This window comes from Shouchella oshimensis (genome assembly GCF_004375095.1).
GTDB lineage: Bacteria > Bacillota > Bacilli > Bacillales > Bacillaceae_D > Shouchella > Shouchella oshimensis.
Genome location: NZ_SNUX01000002.1, coordinates 748,339 through 763,114, shown reverse-complemented (window position 1 = coordinate 763,114; position 14,776 = coordinate 748,339). Strand labels below are relative to the sequence as shown.

At 39.2% G+C, this 14,776-nt stretch carries 19 protein-coding genes; 7 read left to right on the top strand and 12 right to left on the bottom strand.

Features of this window, described 5'->3' with window-relative positions:
* Positions 1-37 precede the first annotated feature (37 nt).
* On the top strand, positions 38-751 hold the full coding sequence (locus tag E2L03_RS09800) for a TspO-related membrane protein (protein WP_134259092.1): 714 nt from the start codon (positions 38-40) through the stop codon (positions 749-751).
* Between the two features lie 51 nt (positions 752-802).
* On the opposite strand, the gene E2L03_RS09795 is transcribed toward E2L03_RS09800, so the two are convergent.
* On the bottom strand, positions 803-1,411 hold the full coding sequence (locus E2L03_RS09795) for a DUF998 domain-containing protein (protein WP_134259091.1): 609 nt from the start codon (positions 1,409-1,411) through the stop codon (positions 803-805).
* A 183-nt stretch (positions 1,412-1,594) separates the two neighbouring features.
* Here E2L03_RS09795 and E2L03_RS09790 point away from each other — a divergent pair, with 183 nt between their 5' ends.
* The 3 genes from E2L03_RS09790 (at position 1,595) to E2L03_RS09780 (ending at position 4,046) form a co-directional block, all read left to right on the top strand.
* On the top strand, positions 1,595-2,893 hold the full coding sequence (locus E2L03_RS09790) for an alpha/beta hydrolase (protein ID WP_134259090.1): 1,299 nt from the start codon (positions 1,595-1,597) through the stop codon (positions 2,891-2,893).
* 109 nt (positions 2,894-3,002) lie between these two features.
* On the top strand, positions 3,003-3,737 hold the full coding sequence (locus E2L03_RS09785) for an NADPH-dependent oxidoreductase (protein WP_038477282.1): 735 nt from the start codon (positions 3,003-3,005) through the stop codon (positions 3,735-3,737).
* A gap of 66 nt (positions 3,738-3,803) precedes the next feature.
* Positions 3,804-4,046: a hypothetical protein gene (locus E2L03_RS09780; protein ID WP_038477279.1), complete on the top strand. Its 243-nt coding sequence runs from the start codon at positions 3,804-3,806 to the stop codon at positions 4,044-4,046.
* A 35-nt stretch (positions 4,047-4,081) separates the two neighbouring features.
* Here E2L03_RS09780 and E2L03_RS09775 read toward each other — a convergent pair whose 3' ends face one another.
* The 8 genes from E2L03_RS09775 to E2L03_RS09740 all read right to left on the bottom strand — a co-directional run bounded on the left by E2L03_RS09775 (position 4,082) and on the right by E2L03_RS09740 (position 10,393).
* Positions 4,082-4,828 carry an ABC transporter permease gene (locus E2L03_RS09775; RefSeq protein WP_038477277.1) on the bottom strand — a complete coding sequence of 249 codons (747 nt, stop codon included), beginning with the start codon at positions 4,826-4,828 and terminating at the stop codon, positions 4,082-4,084.
* A complete protein-coding gene (locus tag E2L03_RS09770; protein ID WP_095149682.1) occupies positions 4,825-5,550 on the bottom strand; it encodes an ABC transporter ATP-binding protein in 726 nt (241 codons plus the stop codon). The genes E2L03_RS09775 and E2L03_RS09770 overlap by 4 nt, the downstream gene beginning before the upstream one ends.
* Positions 5,551-5,681: 131 nt before the next feature.
* On the bottom strand, positions 5,682-6,155 hold the full coding sequence (locus E2L03_RS09765) for a metal-dependent hydrolase (RefSeq protein ID WP_038477274.1): 474 nt from the start codon (positions 6,153-6,155) through the stop codon (positions 5,682-5,684).
* Positions 6,156-6,295: 140 nt separating this feature from the next.
* Positions 6,296-6,847: an NADPH-dependent FMN reductase gene (locus tag E2L03_RS09760; RefSeq protein ID WP_166740262.1), complete on the bottom strand. Its 552-nt coding sequence runs from the start codon at positions 6,845-6,847 to the stop codon at positions 6,296-6,298.
* Between the two features lie 109 nt (positions 6,848-6,956).
* Entirely contained in the window at positions 6,957-8,033 is a 1,077-nt protein-coding gene (locus E2L03_RS09755) for a hypothetical protein (RefSeq protein WP_134259088.1), read from the bottom strand.
* A 369-nt stretch (positions 8,034-8,402) separates the two neighbouring features.
* Positions 8,403-9,164, bottom strand: a complete 762-nt coding sequence (locus E2L03_RS09750) for an alpha/beta fold hydrolase (protein ID WP_134259087.1) — start codon at positions 9,162-9,164, stop codon at positions 8,403-8,405.
* Positions 9,161-9,736 carry an LOG family protein gene (locus E2L03_RS09745; RefSeq protein ID WP_095149678.1) on the bottom strand — a complete coding sequence of 192 codons (576 nt, stop codon included), beginning with the start codon at positions 9,734-9,736 and terminating at the stop codon, positions 9,161-9,163. Before E2L03_RS09745 ends, E2L03_RS09750 begins: the two co-directional genes overlap by 4 nt.
* Positions 9,737-9,844: 108 nt before the next feature.
* On the bottom strand, positions 9,845-10,393 hold the full coding sequence (locus tag E2L03_RS09740) for a helix-turn-helix domain-containing protein (protein ID WP_241741811.1): 549 nt from the start codon (positions 10,391-10,393) through the stop codon (positions 9,845-9,847).
* A 100-nt stretch (positions 10,394-10,493) separates the two neighbouring features.
* Between E2L03_RS09740 and E2L03_RS09735 the strand changes: the two genes are divergently transcribed.
* Together E2L03_RS09735 and E2L03_RS09730 are read left to right on the top strand one after the other, a co-directional pair.
* Entirely contained in the window at positions 10,494-11,168 is a 675-nt protein-coding gene (locus tag E2L03_RS09735) for an AzlC family ABC transporter permease (RefSeq protein WP_134259085.1), read from the top strand.
* Between the two features lie 4 nt (positions 11,169-11,172).
* Complete coding sequence (locus tag E2L03_RS09730) at positions 11,173-11,487, top strand: branched-chain amino acid transport AzlD family protein (RefSeq protein ID WP_038477256.1); 315 nt, start codon at positions 11,173-11,175, stop codon at positions 11,485-11,487.
* On the opposite strand, the gene E2L03_RS09725 is transcribed toward E2L03_RS09730, so the two are convergent.
* The 3 genes from E2L03_RS09725 to E2L03_RS09715 form a co-directional block, all read right to left on the bottom strand.
* Positions 11,484-12,401, bottom strand: coding sequence for an NAD(P)/FAD-dependent oxidoreductase (locus E2L03_RS09725; RefSeq protein WP_124741457.1), 918 nt, complete (start codon positions 12,399-12,401; stop codon positions 11,484-11,486). The genes E2L03_RS09730 and E2L03_RS09725 overlap by 4 nt on opposite strands.
* A 75-nt stretch (positions 12,402-12,476) precedes the next feature.
* Complete coding sequence (locus E2L03_RS09720; RefSeq protein WP_038477249.1) at positions 12,477-12,896, bottom strand: RrF2 family transcriptional regulator; 420 nt, start codon at positions 12,894-12,896, stop codon at positions 12,477-12,479.
* Positions 12,897-13,064: 168 nt separating this feature from the next.
* Complete coding sequence (locus tag E2L03_RS09715) at positions 13,065-14,204, bottom strand: GNAT family N-acetyltransferase (protein WP_166740260.1); 1,140 nt, start codon at positions 14,202-14,204, stop codon at positions 13,065-13,067.
* An 82-nt stretch (positions 14,205-14,286) separates the two neighbouring features.
* On the opposite strand from E2L03_RS09715, the gene fosB reads away from it, so the two are divergent.
* Positions 14,287-14,736: a metallothiol transferase FosB gene (fosB, locus tag E2L03_RS09710; protein ID WP_371836655.1), complete on the top strand. Its 450-nt coding sequence runs from the start codon at positions 14,287-14,289 to the stop codon at positions 14,734-14,736.
* Positions 14,737-14,776 lie beyond the last annotated feature (40 nt).

The window sequence follows — 14,776 nt, the reverse complement described above, 5'->3', positions numbered from 1 at the left end:
AATAGAGGTAAATAGGAATATTAAAAGGAGGGCCACCATGAAACAAACCACACGCTTAGGCGTTATCTATTTACTCTTTTTTGCTTTTATGATTGTGACAAATTATATGTCTGCGACAAATGTTGGCACTGTTGCGAATCAAGATCAAGCATTGATTCAACCCGCAGGATTTGCATTTTCCATTTGGGGAATGATTTATTTTCTCTTATTCATTTGGATTATGCGTATCTTCTTTGTGAATCGTTGGAGCGGAGAGATTTACACTCGCATTGGGTATTGGTTGCCAGCAAATTTTCTTTTAAATAGTTTATGGATTATTGCATTTACACAGGAATGGGTCTTCCTATCGGTCATTATTATCATTGGATTGCTACTCACATTAATTGTCATTTACTTCAAAATCAATCGTTTTGATTTTCGTTGGTACGATCGCTTACCATTCTCTATCTATCTCGGCTGGGTATCTGTTGCTACTATTGTCAATGTATTTACATGGTTTGTACAAAGTAATACCACAACCTTTTTAGGATTGAGTGAAGTACCATGGACGATTATTATGCTTCTGGTTGGTACATTACTTGCTGTCATGATTGCTTTTGCATATCGAGATATCTTTTATCCTCTCGTGTTCATCTGGGCTTATTCAGCGATTGTTGTAGAGAACAGTATGCCAAGTATTATCGTCGTAACCGTCATTTGTATTGCCATCCAACTTGCCCTAGTTGTCTTTATCCTACTTCGCAAGAAATGAAAAAAACCAAAGGTCTACTTTACTTGAGGCCTTTGGTTTTTCTTCTTCTTATTATTTTCCTTTCAAACGAACCATCATGCCAAGGCCCCAACAATAAAAGACGAAGTAGAACAAGCGTTGAAGTAACCCGCCCCATTCAATTGGAAGAAAAGCGACAGCCATAATGGCTACTTTGATCATCGTTAATAGCCCTGCGCTTATCATGGTTAGCCTTTTTCCTTTATTTAGTTTTACACTGATAAAAAAAAGAGCTGGTGCGACTACGAACATTACGAGCGCAGGATACGTATGCCATTCAAAACTTACATTTGCAGGTATGACGCTAAAGCTAAAGCCCACTGCAAATAGGAACAAGAAGACAAATCCAGCTTTTCCTATTCTGCTCAGCTTTACCCTTTCTTTCAGACCCCACAACCCTATTAAAAGAACAATTCCAGTTAAAAGAAAAAGACTATTTACAATTGGTGCGTGGGGTGAACAAATAAAATAGTCAGCCCACGGATAGGTTCCCACACCGCACTCTGTTATTCCTAAATCGCTCATTGGCTGGGATAAATAAAAATACGGGGCAATAGAAGCGCGAATAGCAAATGGCTCATAAACGAAATAACTAAGCAAGACAATCCAGCTTCCTACACCGATACGAAAAGGAATTTTCATGAAAACACCTCTTTTCTTTGACTATTACCCGTGTCTTTTTTCTGTAAACTTCTAGTAAATTTCAAGGACTCTACCAATACACACCGAATCTATCTAGTAGACACTTGACGAATGAACGCCTTATTGATTACGCTTTAATTCTGTACATATAGCCATTCGTACATGTGAAGGAGGCTTTATTGGATGAAAAAACCATCCTATTTCTACACAACCAGTATTTTTTTAGTTGTTTTTCTCACTGCTTGTCAACAAGAAACCAGTGAAGAGCCTAAGATAAATCCATTAGAAGCGTATGCAGGTACATGGGAAGGTGAAATTGTTATTCCTATGCAACCGCTTTCGATCGAAGTCTCTGTCGAGAACGAGACGGCAACTTTATCGATTCCAATTCAAGGAATATTGGATGAACCTTTTGACGTCGTAGATGCAGATGAAGATTCATTATCCTTGGAGACAACGATTCAAAATCAAACAATTCTATTTACTGGAAAACGAGATGGAGATAACATTCAAGGAGAGTTTACTCAGCTTGGTCAAGAGCTTCCTTTCCAACTGCGTTTTAAGGAAGAGGAATTGTTAACAGAGATTTCCCTTGATGCATCTGAAGTTATAAAAGCAAAGGTAGATTTCCCAGCAAACGAATCGAAGGACATGCCTGTTGCTCTTATCCTCCCTGGTTCGGGGCCAACAGATAAACATGGTAACTCGTATTTAATGCCTGGGCGAAATGATAACTTGAAACTTTTGTCAGAACATCTAAATGACAATGGGATTGCCACAATTCGCTATGACAAACGAGGGATCGGCGATAACGTTTCTCTGGCACCGAATAGTATCGAAACACGCTTTGATGATTATATTACCGATGCTCAAGCTTGGCTCCGGTATGCTAAAGAGCAGGAATCGTTTTCTTCTGTCCACCTGATCGGACATAGCGAGGGGGCGTTAATCGGCTTAGCAGCAGCCATTCAAGAAGGGGTTCAGTCGTATTCTTCCGTTGCAGGTGCTGGAAGAACCATTGATAAAGTATTAGTTGAGCAATTAGAAAATGATCCTTTTATCACACCAGAACTTCTAGAAGAATCTGCAGACATCCTTGAACAGCTTGTCCAAGGAGACATGGTTCAAGAGGTTAGCCTAGAACTTGAATCCCTTTTCAATCACAGTGTGCAACCGTTTTTGTCCTCATGGATGGCGGTCGATCCAGCTAAATTAATTGAGGAGGCTACGTTTCCCACATACATCATTCATGGAAATAACGATCAGCAAATTCCTGTTCATGATGCTCAGCTACTACATGACGCAAATCAAACTAGTGAGCTTTACTTGATCGATCAAATGGGACACGGACTGCGTCATGTCTCAGACGATATAGAAGAAGAAAGTATCGCTGCTATGAGTCATGACACACCTTTATCTGAGGAATTACTAACCATTCTCACAACAGCCATTCTTGAAAACCATATTCATACGACGAAGTAAACGCTTCGTCGTTTCTTTTGTAGATAACGACTGGCATCTGTAGCATAGAATCCTTCTGGTATGCGTTCCTTCTCTTTTTTTGTTATAACAGCTATAGGAGGGATCACAAATGAATGAAACCATATCAGTATTGACCAATCACTATTCTGTTCGAAATTACTTACCAAACCCAATTGAAGAGGAACAGCTTCAAACAATTATTGAGGCGGCTCAAGCGGCTCCAACTTGGGGAAACGGGCAACAACTCAGCATTGTGGGCGTGACAGATCAAAAGAAAAAAAAGCAGATTTCTGAAATCATTGGTCAACCGTGGATTGACCAAGCGCCTGTATTTCTCTCGTTTAATGTAGACTTTCATCGAATTAGTCAAGCGTTAGAACAAAATGGGCAAACATTTAAAGCTAGTGAAAACGTTGATACCTTGCTAGTAGGTACAACTGACGTAGGAATTGCGATGGGCTATGCCATTGCCGCTGCTGAGTCTCTAGGGCTTGGTATAGTACCAATTGGAGCCATTCGAACAAAGTCAGATCGCATTATTGACGTTTTAGACTTGCCATCATACGTTTTTCCTATTGTTGGGCTTGTCATTGGTCATCCTGCTGAAGAAAATGACTTAAAGCCTCGTTTGCCTCTTGATTCGTTTTACCATAAAGAAACCTATCAACACGATCACTTGTCACATATCCGAGCATACGAAGACAAAATGAAAACATACATGCAGTCTCGTCCTATTCAAAAAACGTGGACGGAAACAGTTGCACGTTATTATAGCCATGATAAAGGAATTCCACAGACGACTGAATCACTCAATAAACAAGGATTTCACTTTAATAAGAAGTAATTAAACACCTGACCTGTTGTTTCACAATACATTCATGCGGGAAGTGGATAAGTAGGAGGGATGTAAATGAAAGAGATCGAAACGAAATCAGACGGTTTACACTTTCTCGAGACGACCATGAAAAAAAGAATCAAAGAGTACATGAATAGTTACTCTATTGATGAAAACAAGCACTTGTACATTTACAGTAATTTTTACCATGCCTTAGAAGCCATCATTAAACACAAGAAAGATGCGGATCAGATTACCCTTGAAGATTTACAACCAACTTTACAGTTAATTGAATCATTCAAAAGACAAGCAGAATAAAAAGAACATGGCCTAGGCCATGTTCTTTTTATTCTTTAACGCAGGAACTGCATCCGTTCATTGAACAATGAAGGGTACGATAAAAAACCGAGCATAATACTTGTTACAATCGCAGTTGTTAACAATAGGAATAAAATGAGCAATTGAAACAGTACAGCTTGAACTGGATCAGCTCCAGCAATGATTTGTCCACTCATCATTCCTGGAAGTTGGACAAGCCCGATCGTTTTTTGACTCTCTATCGTGGGAATAGTACTCGCCTGAATAGAAGAAATCAATTGCTTCTGTACAGCTTGTTTTGGTGTTCCTCCTAGACTTAAAATCAATTCTGCCTCATCTTTCTTTGCTTCTACCTCGGCAGTAAATCGATTTAAAAATAAGATGCCTAAGACCATGGAATTTCCAATGACCATCCCACTAATCGGTATAATGTATTGTGCTGTAGCAGGTGTAATGTGTAACCCTAACAAAATACCTTGAGTTAGCGTTTGAATGGTTAAAAACGTCACGATTAGTTTCCAAGTTATGCCACGGATCCTTTTCCCCTTTTTTCTTGCATTTTGTGTTGCCGCCGTAATCATTAAGACAATCATAAGAGAAATATACAAATAGCTTTCTGAGTCAAAAACAAATTGCAAAATATAGCCAACAGCAAGTAACTGAACAATTGAACGTATCGTAGCCACAAGGATATCACGATTTAAGCCAAGCTTTAGCACTTGAGACATGAGCAACGGTATGAGCACGAAAATGAGCGTAAGAATTAGCGTTGTCAAACTCATACAGGCTCCTCCTGGAGAAATGCCTTCACCCGGTCCTCTTTAGGTTTTGTTAACAACTCCACCGTTCCTTGTTCGACTAATTCCCCGTCCATCATAACCCAGCTATTATGAGATAAACGCTTTGCTTGTTCAATTTGGTGCGTAATCCAGCTAATGGTTGTGCCGTAGCTTTCGTTAATTGTGACAATTAAACGTTCAATTTCTTGAACCGACACACGATCTAGCGAGGACGTAATTTCATCTAACAGCAGAACTTCCGGTTGATTTAACAACGTCCGGGCAATAGACAGCTTTTGTTTCTGACCACCAGATAATTCTTTTGCCTGTTGATTAAGTAACGACGCTGAAAGTCCTACTTCTTCTAATGATTGTTTAATCGTTCGATCACTAATTTGTTGATTCGCCAACGTAAGGGGCAGTAATAAATTTTCCTTTACTGTACCAGTTAGCATGGTAGCATGTTGTAACACAATGCCAATTTTTCTACGTAACGCGGATGGTTCGTAAGTTTCAATCTTTTCGTTATTGAATGTAACGGTTCCAGCTGTTGGCGTCCTCATACCATTGCATAAACGAAAGAGAGTCGTTTTCCCTGCTCCTGAAGGTCCAACGATGCTCGTAATCTTTCCTTTATTCAACGAACCTGTAATCCCCTTAAGAATCATTGTCTCGTCAACCTTATATGTAATGCCTTTAAGCTCAATTACTTTGTCGTCGTTCATTGATTGCTTCCTTTCAAAGGAGTTATCCATACTATTCTCCGATCTTCTTACTTCTATGCGATTTCCATCAATTAATTATAACAAATATTAATTAATAATCAATATAAATAAGAGGGGATTTACGAGAATTTTTATTGAAAGCCAATGTAAAGGAAGCAAATCGTTAAAACGAGTACCCCAAGCAAGATACTTTCTATTACACCGCCTGTCCTAAAACGAGCAAGACGAAAACGGAATGTTGCGGGGTAAAGCAAACGAATACCTCGCACGGTGAGTGCATCGAGTATATAGTGGGAAATCATACCAATTAAAAAGCCTAGACGCAAACCTTCTTGTTCCGGAAAAAAATAAAGAAACAATAGATTAATGAGTAAGAGAAAGAGCAAGCTATGCGTAAATGTTCGATGACCAAACAATGTGCTAACAATCTTTGATAAGACTGGTAGCCTCCTCCCTATCTTTGAATGCGTGTGACAAATATCGGGTATAAGAGCCCCAATCAGCCCAGCAGCATAATAGCCAATCTGTCCTTCGTTCTGAAACAAAAAGATGTCGGCTGCTTGACAAGCAATGATCCCACCAATAAGATGTGTTTTTCCTGTCATCTTGACCTCCTTTTCAGTAGCAACGACTTATTTTACCACAAACACGAACATACGTATGCACTTTTATGAAAAGCCACTCCAATAGCCTCATTCGTCAACGACAAAAAGTCTAACCTGAGCAGCGTTAGACTTTCTTTTGATTATTCGCTAAATGTGGTTATCCACTCGTCAAAGGCCCTTACATACTTTTTAATCCGCTTCACCGTTTCCTCTTCTGTGATACATTCAGCTTCAATATCAACACGCTTATGAACTTGTCCAACTAACAGTTTTGGACCAGACATCACGTAGGCATCAATGGCAATTAATGTTTGTCTCAATTGTGTTTGAGCCTGTACCGTTCCTGCGCCTTGTGGTGAAGCTCCAGCAAGTGCAATCGGTTTTTTAGGTAAAGGGGAATCCTGTGGTGGACTAGCAGCCCAATCCAACGCATTCTTTATAACGGCTGGCATTCCATTGTTGTATTCTGGTGAAACGATGATGAGACCATCCGCATGTCTCATCCCTTCTTTCAGTGCTTTCACTACATCTGGAACGTGACTCTCTTCCACATCAGCATTGTAAAAAGGAATACGTTCAATGGCAATTTCATTAAACGTCCAATGACTTGGTGCATGCTCTTTAATCGTGTTCAACAACTTTCGGTTATACGATTGTTTACGAAGACTTCCACATAGAAGAACGATGTCCATTAGTAAACCTCTCCCTTCATCTTTTCCAACCTTCCCATTCCCTTTACACAGTTTTCTAATCGGATCCAAATAAAAAAGCTCATCGTTATGCCGATAAGCTAGAACGTGCTTACAGTCTATTCGCAAAAAGCTTGATTAAGTTTAATTCAAACGCATTTCGATTGTAGTCACATGCAAGCCTCATCAGATGAGAAAGATTTCGCTTTAAAAAAGCCAGATACAAATTTGCTTTAAAATGAGATGAATCCGTTGTTAATAGATCTTCTAACAGGCAAACGGCTTTACTCCTTTCATCATGTACAATAAAGTAATGAGCCTGTTCTACTTTATCAATTTCTTGAAAGTTAATTTTACTAGGTATCTGCTTTTTGTGTAAGTTTAAACAAAAAGGGATTACACTGCTCGTAACTCTCTTAGCAGCTTCGACATTTTCTGAGACGTTATAGTAGTGATTTGCTTTCCAAAGATGACTTAAACTACATTCTAGCTTACTCGAAAACGCCAAAATAGAACCAGCGATTTGATGAGCACTTCCTTTGAAAAACGGGGGTGCCAATGGATTAACAATATTAGCAAGACAATTCTTTTCTGCTTCCTCCCAATCATCTGAATCTATGAACAATGAACGGGAGTGATAATGAACGAGCCTTGTTAGTAAAACGGTCTTTACATAGCTCGGATCTAAATTCCTTAGTTTCATTATCATGCTTTCATAAAACTTTTCGACAGTATGCTGGTCATTAAGTAGTAATTCATATTGTAAGATTAAATCAAGCTTAAGTTTTAACGAATCATCCTGAACTTGTCCATAAAGTGTTCGTGCTGTTTCCATAATGTGTGCCGTTTTGCCTTTAGATTGCTTCGATTGTCTCGCAAGGTCATACACTAGGATATGGTCTTTTAATATCGGATCCTCTTGGTACCGCTCAAATAACACCTCTTGCTCTTCTTCCAAGTTGTATAGCGATGTATATTCAAAAGCTGCTTTCACACACGCATAATCTGTGACCTTCATACAATAGGCTGCCATTTGTTTCCGGGCTTCCTTTTCATCAAAAAAAGTATCTACCAACAAAACCACTTGTTCAAAATCCATGTTGTTTTTTTGACTAGTTAAATACTCAATTCCATCGTCTTCAATCTTTTTACGATCCAACTGATATCGTTCCATAATCTCGATATGCATAAGTAAATAAATCCACCCTGTTAAATAATTTTATTTGCTTAGCTATTTGTTGATGATTGTATTAATACACAACGCATTCATTACTACCTATTCGCTTCAAAAGGTAAAAACCCTTCCTACGTTTCAGCAATTTCCACTGATGATTTTGGCTATTAGTTAAGTCGATTGACCACCTGTGAAACTTATGAGCAGAATTCGTATAAGAGACGAAAACGAGCACATTCCTTCAGGATGAAAGAACATGCTCCCTTCTTATACAGTAAAAACTTTGTTTAATCGAGACCTTTTTCCTTTTAGAATGCAGGAACTGGAACTGGCGTAGCCGAGAATGTATTGATTACAGGATTAGCAGGGGGCAATATTCACTCTCTACCATCTTTCTCCTGTTACCCAATTAAGTAGAACGGTATTAAATCCATGGGGATCTGCTAAACTATAGCCATGGCCGACACCTGTAAATACTTGGTCTTGACAGTATTCATTCGTATACTTTATTTCCGTTAATGACCGCTTCATCATTCGGTTTTCTTTTTCACCGACTGTTACAAGCATTTTAGTTTTTACAGATGAAAAAGAGCTCGGCAATTGGTAAGACAAGTTTTCTCGCATAACCCGCACCAATGTATCACGTTTTAATTGCTTTGATTCTTCGTAATAGTGGTCAAATTGTTCTTCTGGTATGTAGAGCACGTTTGCCTGAGCTTTAGCGAAGGTACGATACTTTGCAAGTGGATAAGATGCTTGCAAAGCCAATAATCCTCCTGTACGAACGAAAGACGTCGTGTTAACAAGTGCACTGTTAATCATCGCTGTTTCAGCAACATTAGGATCTTTACTTATCATATCAATGACTACTTGAGCCCCAAGCGAAAAACCAATGAGGTGGATAGGCTTTCCCTCTGCCTTTTCTTTTGCAAGCTGTAGACATTTTAATGCACTTTGTCCAATGGAAAACTGTCCTTTACTCTTTCCATGTTCAGGTAAATCTACAGCTAGACAATGATAGGTTGAGGAAAAGGCAGTTAATTGCTTTTCCCACATCCAGCTACTAACGCCACCCCCATGAATAAAAAAAAGTAATGGCTGCAACGGATCGCCTACTTCTTGAAAAGCGAGGACACTCGTACTCATCCTTCACTCCATTTTGAAATCGAGATTGGCTCATAATCGTCCAATTGTTTTAATAACGATTCTGAGGAATCAGCGACAATGATGAGCTCTTTATATTGAGGATTCATAAAGCCTTGTTCAATCGTATGATCAATCATTGAAAGAAACGGATCATAAAATCCAGCTACATTTAAAACGCCACATGGTTTTTGGTGATAACCTAGTTGCGCCCATGTGAAAACCTCGAACCATTCTTCTAGTGTTCCGGCTCCTCCCGGTAAAGCGACAAATGCATCGGAAAGCTCTGCCATCTTTGCCTTTCGCTCATGCATGGTCTCAACAACATCTAATTGAGTGAGATGTTGATGGGCAACCTCTACACGCATCAATTTCTTAGGAATAACACCATGTACATGACCTTCTTTTTCTAACACTTGATTGGCAATTGCCCCCATACATCCTACCTGTGCTCCTCCGTAAACAAGTCCACGGTTTTGCTCTGCAAGTAAAGAACCTAGACGCTTCGCTTCTTCTATATAAATAGGATTTGTCCCACTGGCAGACCCACAAAAAACAGCTATCTTTTTTTTCATTTGATTAAACCCTCTCTATTACGTTCATTTAATAAAAATTCTCTCCATCACTATTCTTTTCGACATCATTCTTATTTTTCCTGCGTATGTCAAAAAGGATGGTATCATTTACCATCCTTCATACGTAATGACAAAATGAAGTACTGTTAGTTCCTCAGTTGGATTTTCATACAAATGAACCTTGTCTCCATTAAAACGGATGCCGTCATGTTCCAGTAAATGATAAGCTTCATCTCCTATACGTACAATAAGCTCATTTGTCATAACCGTTACACATTCAAGCACGCCTTGAGGATGAGGGTCTGATTGGTAAATCGCTCCTGGTTTTAAATAACCTCGGTAAAGCTCATAGTGGTTTTTTTGAAACATCGGTTCAACGATAAACTGTTTATCAGAACTAGCTAATTCAAGGGATTGGTTTTTTCGAGAAAGCTCAATCCCTTCTTCGACCATTAATAAGGAAGCAACCGGTACACCTAATCCATTCGCTATTTTCCAAACAACAGATAGAGTAGGGTTCCCTTCTCCTTTTTCAATCTTCATTAATGTCAACTTACTTATATGACTTTTACTTGCGAACGCTTCAAGACTGATACCCTTTTTTATCCGCAATTGACGTACTCGATCACCGATCTGTTGAGCAACTTTTTCTTCCAATTTCATCGCCACCATATAATTATAATAGACTTAAAGTATATTATAATATACAATAAGGTTACTTTAAGTATATAACATCTCACCTAAAGGGGTCTAGGTTATGAGGAATTCATTGAAAGACGCTATCGCTGACGGGTTGCCGATCGCACTTGCGATTGCTTCTTATGGCCTATCATACGGCGTACTCGCTCATCAAGCAGATTTTACAATTTTAACAGCTACGGTTATGTCCATACTTATATTTGCTGGTTCTGTGCAACTAGTTGCCGTTGCCATGTATGCTACCGGTGCTACTATACCAGCCATTCTACTCGCTGCCTTTCTATTAAACTTGCGCGACTTTCTTTATGGAATGGATTTAGCAAGAGATTTAAAGAAAGTGAAGCAACCATGGCGATTCTTTAGCCTTTTCGGTATAAGCGATGAACCTTACCTTCTTGCCAAAGCTCGATTCAATAAACACGGCACAGATATTCGTTATTTCTTAACAACGACTTTATTTTTTTATGCTGCCTGGGTAAGTTCTTCCTTTATAGGTGTATGGATTGGCGATCAAATAGACCCCATTCGTTTTGGGCTTGATCTTGCATTTCCAGCAGCGTTTACCGCTCTGCTCCTCCCTGCTTTAACACACAAGGCTGCTTGGCTAACTGTTGGGGCTGCTTGTATCATCACAATGATTGCTGAATGGATCGCACCAAATAATGGCTTTACCATTATACTTGTCGGCTTGCTTGCCCCACTCGTTGGTATTTATACACAGAAAGGAGTGTAGACTTATGTTTGATCAATGGCTACTCATTGTATTAATGGGTGTGCTAGTCTTCAGTATCCGCTACATTGGATTAGAATGGTTAGGACGTGTTACCTTATCTCCATTTGCAAAGCTTTATTTTCAATATGTGCCAATCGCTATTTTAACAACGTTTCTAGCACAGCAAGTGCTCAACCCTTCATCTACTGCCATTCTTTCTGTACCAACATTACTCGTATGTCTTTCCACGGGCATTGTTTATTTTTTTACAAACCATTTTTTACTATCCGTAATTATTGGTGTTATCTGCGGCATTGTTTTTCGTACGTTACTTTTCTAATGAACAGCCACATTGGTTTCAAAATCTTCAAATGCCAGCGCTTTAACGATACTTGCGGCTACCATACTTCCATCTGCAGCTGCAAGTATAAGTTGCGGGGCTTGATTCATTGTCATATCACCGGTTGCATACACCCCTGATACTGTTGTCTGACCAAAACCATCTGTTTCATACCCACCATTTTCATTTTCTTTGCAGCCAAGACGATTTGCAAGAAGGGAAGCTTGCTTAAGCGTACATGTCACAAAGCCTGCCGAACGCTCTAGTATAAGTCCATTTGTAAATTGAACCTGGTGTAGTTGACCATCTTTTCCTTTAAGTGCCTGAATCTTCTCTTCTATTACTTGAATGTTTCTTGCAGCAAAAGCTTCCTTCTGTTCAGTTGAAAGGACGCTTTTGCCATTCGTGGCTAAAACAAGATCTCTACTCCAGTTCGTAATGAGTGTCGTAAACATGCTTGCATGATCGTTTTCAGAGATGACCACCAAAGGTTGATCCTTAAGCTCCCACCCATCACAAAATGGACATGGAAATAAACTGGTTCCATAGTAGTCATGAATGTCTGGAACATCAGGCAAAACGTCTTTTAATCCTGTTGCAAGCAAAATTTTGCGAGTGACCAACTCAGTTTTTTCGGTTTTGACTTTAAACGTGCCATCGCCTTGCTTCTCAATCGCCTTCACTTGTTGTTGTTCCCATTTAATTGAAGGATAGTTACGTAAATCTGCTAATGCTTTTTGTCTAAATTGCGTTGGTGTCACGCCATCTTGGGTCAAATAGCCGTGTGAATGCTGTGTTACTTGATTTCGCGGATTAGCATCATCAAACAGCGTAACGCTCCGTTTGCCTCTTCCTAAAACTAGCGCTGCACTTAATCCAGCTGGACCGCCACCTATAATCACTGTATCGATCATTCTTTCATCTCCTTTTATCGATATTATAGATATCGAAGACTATTTTTATCTTTAATTTCTGTAAAAAGAGTACCGCTACCCGCGGCTCTTTTCTACCTCATTAGCGATATCTGCAATGGTTGTTTTATCTAGCTCTTCTTTCAATCGGTCTTCTGCTCGCGACATTGCTTTTTCAATCAAACACCCTTTTCTTTGAACTGCATCTTCATGGTCTGAGGAGCATCGAAATAATACCGACTGTCCTTCAATCGCATGAATGATATCTAAAAAAGAGATTTGTTTTCCATTCCGGCTCAGACTATAGCCGCCATTCACGCCAGGCGTTGACTCAATCAACCCTGCTTTTACAAGCTTTGTTAAAATTTTGGATAAGTAAGTTGGTGAGACATCTTGTCGCTTTGCTAGTACATCAACACCTGTTGCCTTACCACGAGGCATCGTCGTTAAATAAACCATTGTATGCAAAGCGTAGTTTGTTGCTTTCGAATATTTCATGCCCCTCATCCTTAATCGTTATTACAGACCTTATTTATCTGTAATATACAGTAGCATGTGAAATGGGGTGCTGTCAATTAGTTGTACCTTTAGTTAAGGAAGGATCACACAGTTTCGAAATCATTCCTTTAATAAGTCTTTCACCCGTAATGAGTGATGCAGCTTCCTTTACTTAAAAAGGGCTAGGTTTTGTTGTTGTAAAAATTCAATGCATGGCTCAACCGGTAATTGCGGTAAATGAAATTCTTCATTGAGCACTCGCTCTAATTCGTTTAAATTATTCAATGTTCTTGTCTGCTTTTTACCTGATTCAAAGCGAATTGAAAAGGTATCGTTTACTATCGAGACACTGCGTTTCTGATGTAATTGATAAAGCTGACACCGAAATAGCTTCATAAAGGTTGCTTCTTTTTTGAACGAGTCTTGATAAAGCGGCTCAAAATCAGTTACGTCAACGGATTTTGTTACGTTTAATGACCAGCAATCACCACTTTTATCCCCATCTATCAATGTTCCGTTGCGATCGGGCAGTTCTCCTTTCACCATTAAAGGTGGAGTAGCAGAGAGAGAAAAGCCAGCTTTTTGTAAAAAAGCCTCCACACGTTCTCGTTTTTCAGGCATATCAATTCGAACTCGACCCGAATATCCTAATAATAGGGCACGAATGAGATCAATAGCTCCTTCTTCTGTGTTACAAATGAGTGGCCCGATGATTCGATTGTAAGGTGTATCTATAGCTAATCCATATCCAACGATTCCTTCATCTTTAATGAGTACATAGGCTTTACTAGCTTGCTTTATACGATCCTGTAAGAATCCTTCTCTTCTCTCTCCAAATGCCATTGCATCTAAATCGACTACATCTTGAAACATGAATCGTTCAAAAGGCTGGGCTTGTACGAGATCGTTAAAGAATGTAGCGGAAGGATTTGTATATTTCACTATCCTACCCGTCGTTTGAAAGCCTACTTTTCGATAAAGGGGTTCCCCCTCTTTTGTTGCAATCAACATAAGTGATTGAGTTTGTGTTTTTTTATTTATACACGCTTCTGTTAGTTTACGACCAAGTCCCTTTCCTTGATGGGACGGAAGAACTATTACCATTCCGATCGACCCAATCTTTTTTTCATCGTAAGAAATAAGCGCTCCACAAGCCACAAGTTTTCCATTGTCTTGAATTCCAAACACTGTGCCGTTTTTAAATATAATCTCTACTTCTTTTCTATGATAATCCCATCCAACAGCCTTTGAAAGGTGGACAATGGAATCCCACTCATCCACAGTTAATTCACGTACGATTTCAGTCACTTTACATCCTCCATTGTATTTATCACAGGTATGCATTTATAATGATGAAGATTCATAAAAATTAATTTTTAGTATACGCTAAATGGATCCATTTAGGAAAACAATTGACTTGGAGGTTCTTATGCCAATTAATCATCTTACTTTTTCCGTTTCAAATCTTGAGAAATCCATTACTTTTTATGAACAAGTATTAGGTGCAACCTTACTCGTTAAAGGCGAAAAACTAGCTTACTTTGATTTAGACGGTACATGGCTCGCCCTGAATGTCGAAGAAGCCATCCCTCGTAACGAAATCGCCCAATCCTACACTCATATTGCTTTTTCAATTGAAGAAGAAGCATTTGAAAGCACAGTCCATAGACTTAACGCCTTAGAAGTCTCCATTTTAAAAGGAAGAACCCGAGATGAACAAGACAAACAATCCATTTATTTCACCGACCCTGATGGGCATAAATTCGAATACCACACCGGGACATTGCAAGACCGACTCGACTACTATCGAAAAGACAAAAGCCATCTCACTTTTTATTAATTACAAGGCTGTGTAGCGTCATGGGTAAAAAAGCAATGAA

Bases quoted from the DNA above. Each gene is read 5' to 3' on its own strand.
- E2L03_RS09800 (WP_134259092.1), top strand. From the start codon at position 38: ATGAAACAAACCACACGCTTAGGCGTTATCTATTTACTCTTTTTTGCT.
- E2L03_RS09725 (WP_124741457.1), bottom strand. From the start codon at position 12,401: ATGATCGATACAGTGATTATAGGTGGCGGTCCAGCTGGATTAAGTGCA.
- E2L03_RS09720 (WP_038477249.1), bottom strand. From the start codon at position 12,896: ATGAAATATTCGAAAGCAACAAACTACGCTTTGCATACAATGGTTTAT.
- E2L03_RS09760 (WP_166740262.1), bottom strand. From the start codon at position 6,847: ATGGACATCGTTCTTCTATGTGGAAGTCTTCGTAAACAATCGTATAAC.
- E2L03_RS09750 (WP_134259087.1), bottom strand. From the start codon at position 9,164: ATGAGTACGAGTGTCCTCGCTTTTCAAGAAGTAGGCGATCCGTTGCAG.
- E2L03_RS09770 (WP_095149682.1), bottom strand. From the start codon at position 5,550: ATGAACGACGACAAAGTAATTGAGCTTAAAGGCATTACATATAAGGTT.
- E2L03_RS09745 (WP_095149678.1), bottom strand. From the start codon at position 9,736: ATGAAAAAAAAGATAGCTGTTTTTTGTGGGTCTGCCAGTGGGACAAAT.
- E2L03_RS09795 (WP_134259091.1), bottom strand. From the start codon at position 1,411: ATGAAAATTCCTTTTCGTATCGGTGTAGGAAGCTGGATTGTCTTGCTT.
- E2L03_RS09735 (WP_134259085.1), top strand. From the start codon at position 10,494: ATGAGGAATTCATTGAAAGACGCTATCGCTGACGGGTTGCCGATCGCA.
- fosB (WP_371836655.1), top strand. From the start codon at position 14,287: ATGGATCCATTTAGGAAAACAATTGACTTGGAGGTTCTTATGCCAATT.
- E2L03_RS09730 (WP_038477256.1), top strand. From the start codon at position 11,173: ATGTTTGATCAATGGCTACTCATTGTATTAATGGGTGTGCTAGTCTTC.
- E2L03_RS09790 (WP_134259090.1), top strand. From the start codon at position 1,595: ATGAAAAAACCATCCTATTTCTACACAACCAGTATTTTTTTAGTTGTT.
- E2L03_RS09785 (WP_038477282.1), top strand. From the start codon at position 3,003: ATGAATGAAACCATATCAGTATTGACCAATCACTATTCTGTTCGAAAT.
- E2L03_RS09755 (WP_134259088.1), bottom strand. From the start codon at position 8,033: ATGCATATCGAGATTATGGAACGATATCAGTTGGATCGTAAAAAGATT.
- E2L03_RS09765 (WP_038477274.1), bottom strand. From the start codon at position 6,155: ATGACAGGAAAAACACATCTTATTGGTGGGATCATTGCTTGTCAAGCA.
- E2L03_RS09780 (WP_038477279.1), top strand. From the start codon at position 3,804: ATGAAAGAGATCGAAACGAAATCAGACGGTTTACACTTTCTCGAGACG.
- E2L03_RS09775 (WP_038477277.1), bottom strand. From the start codon at position 4,828: ATGAGTTTGACAACGCTAATTCTTACGCTCATTTTCGTGCTCATACCG.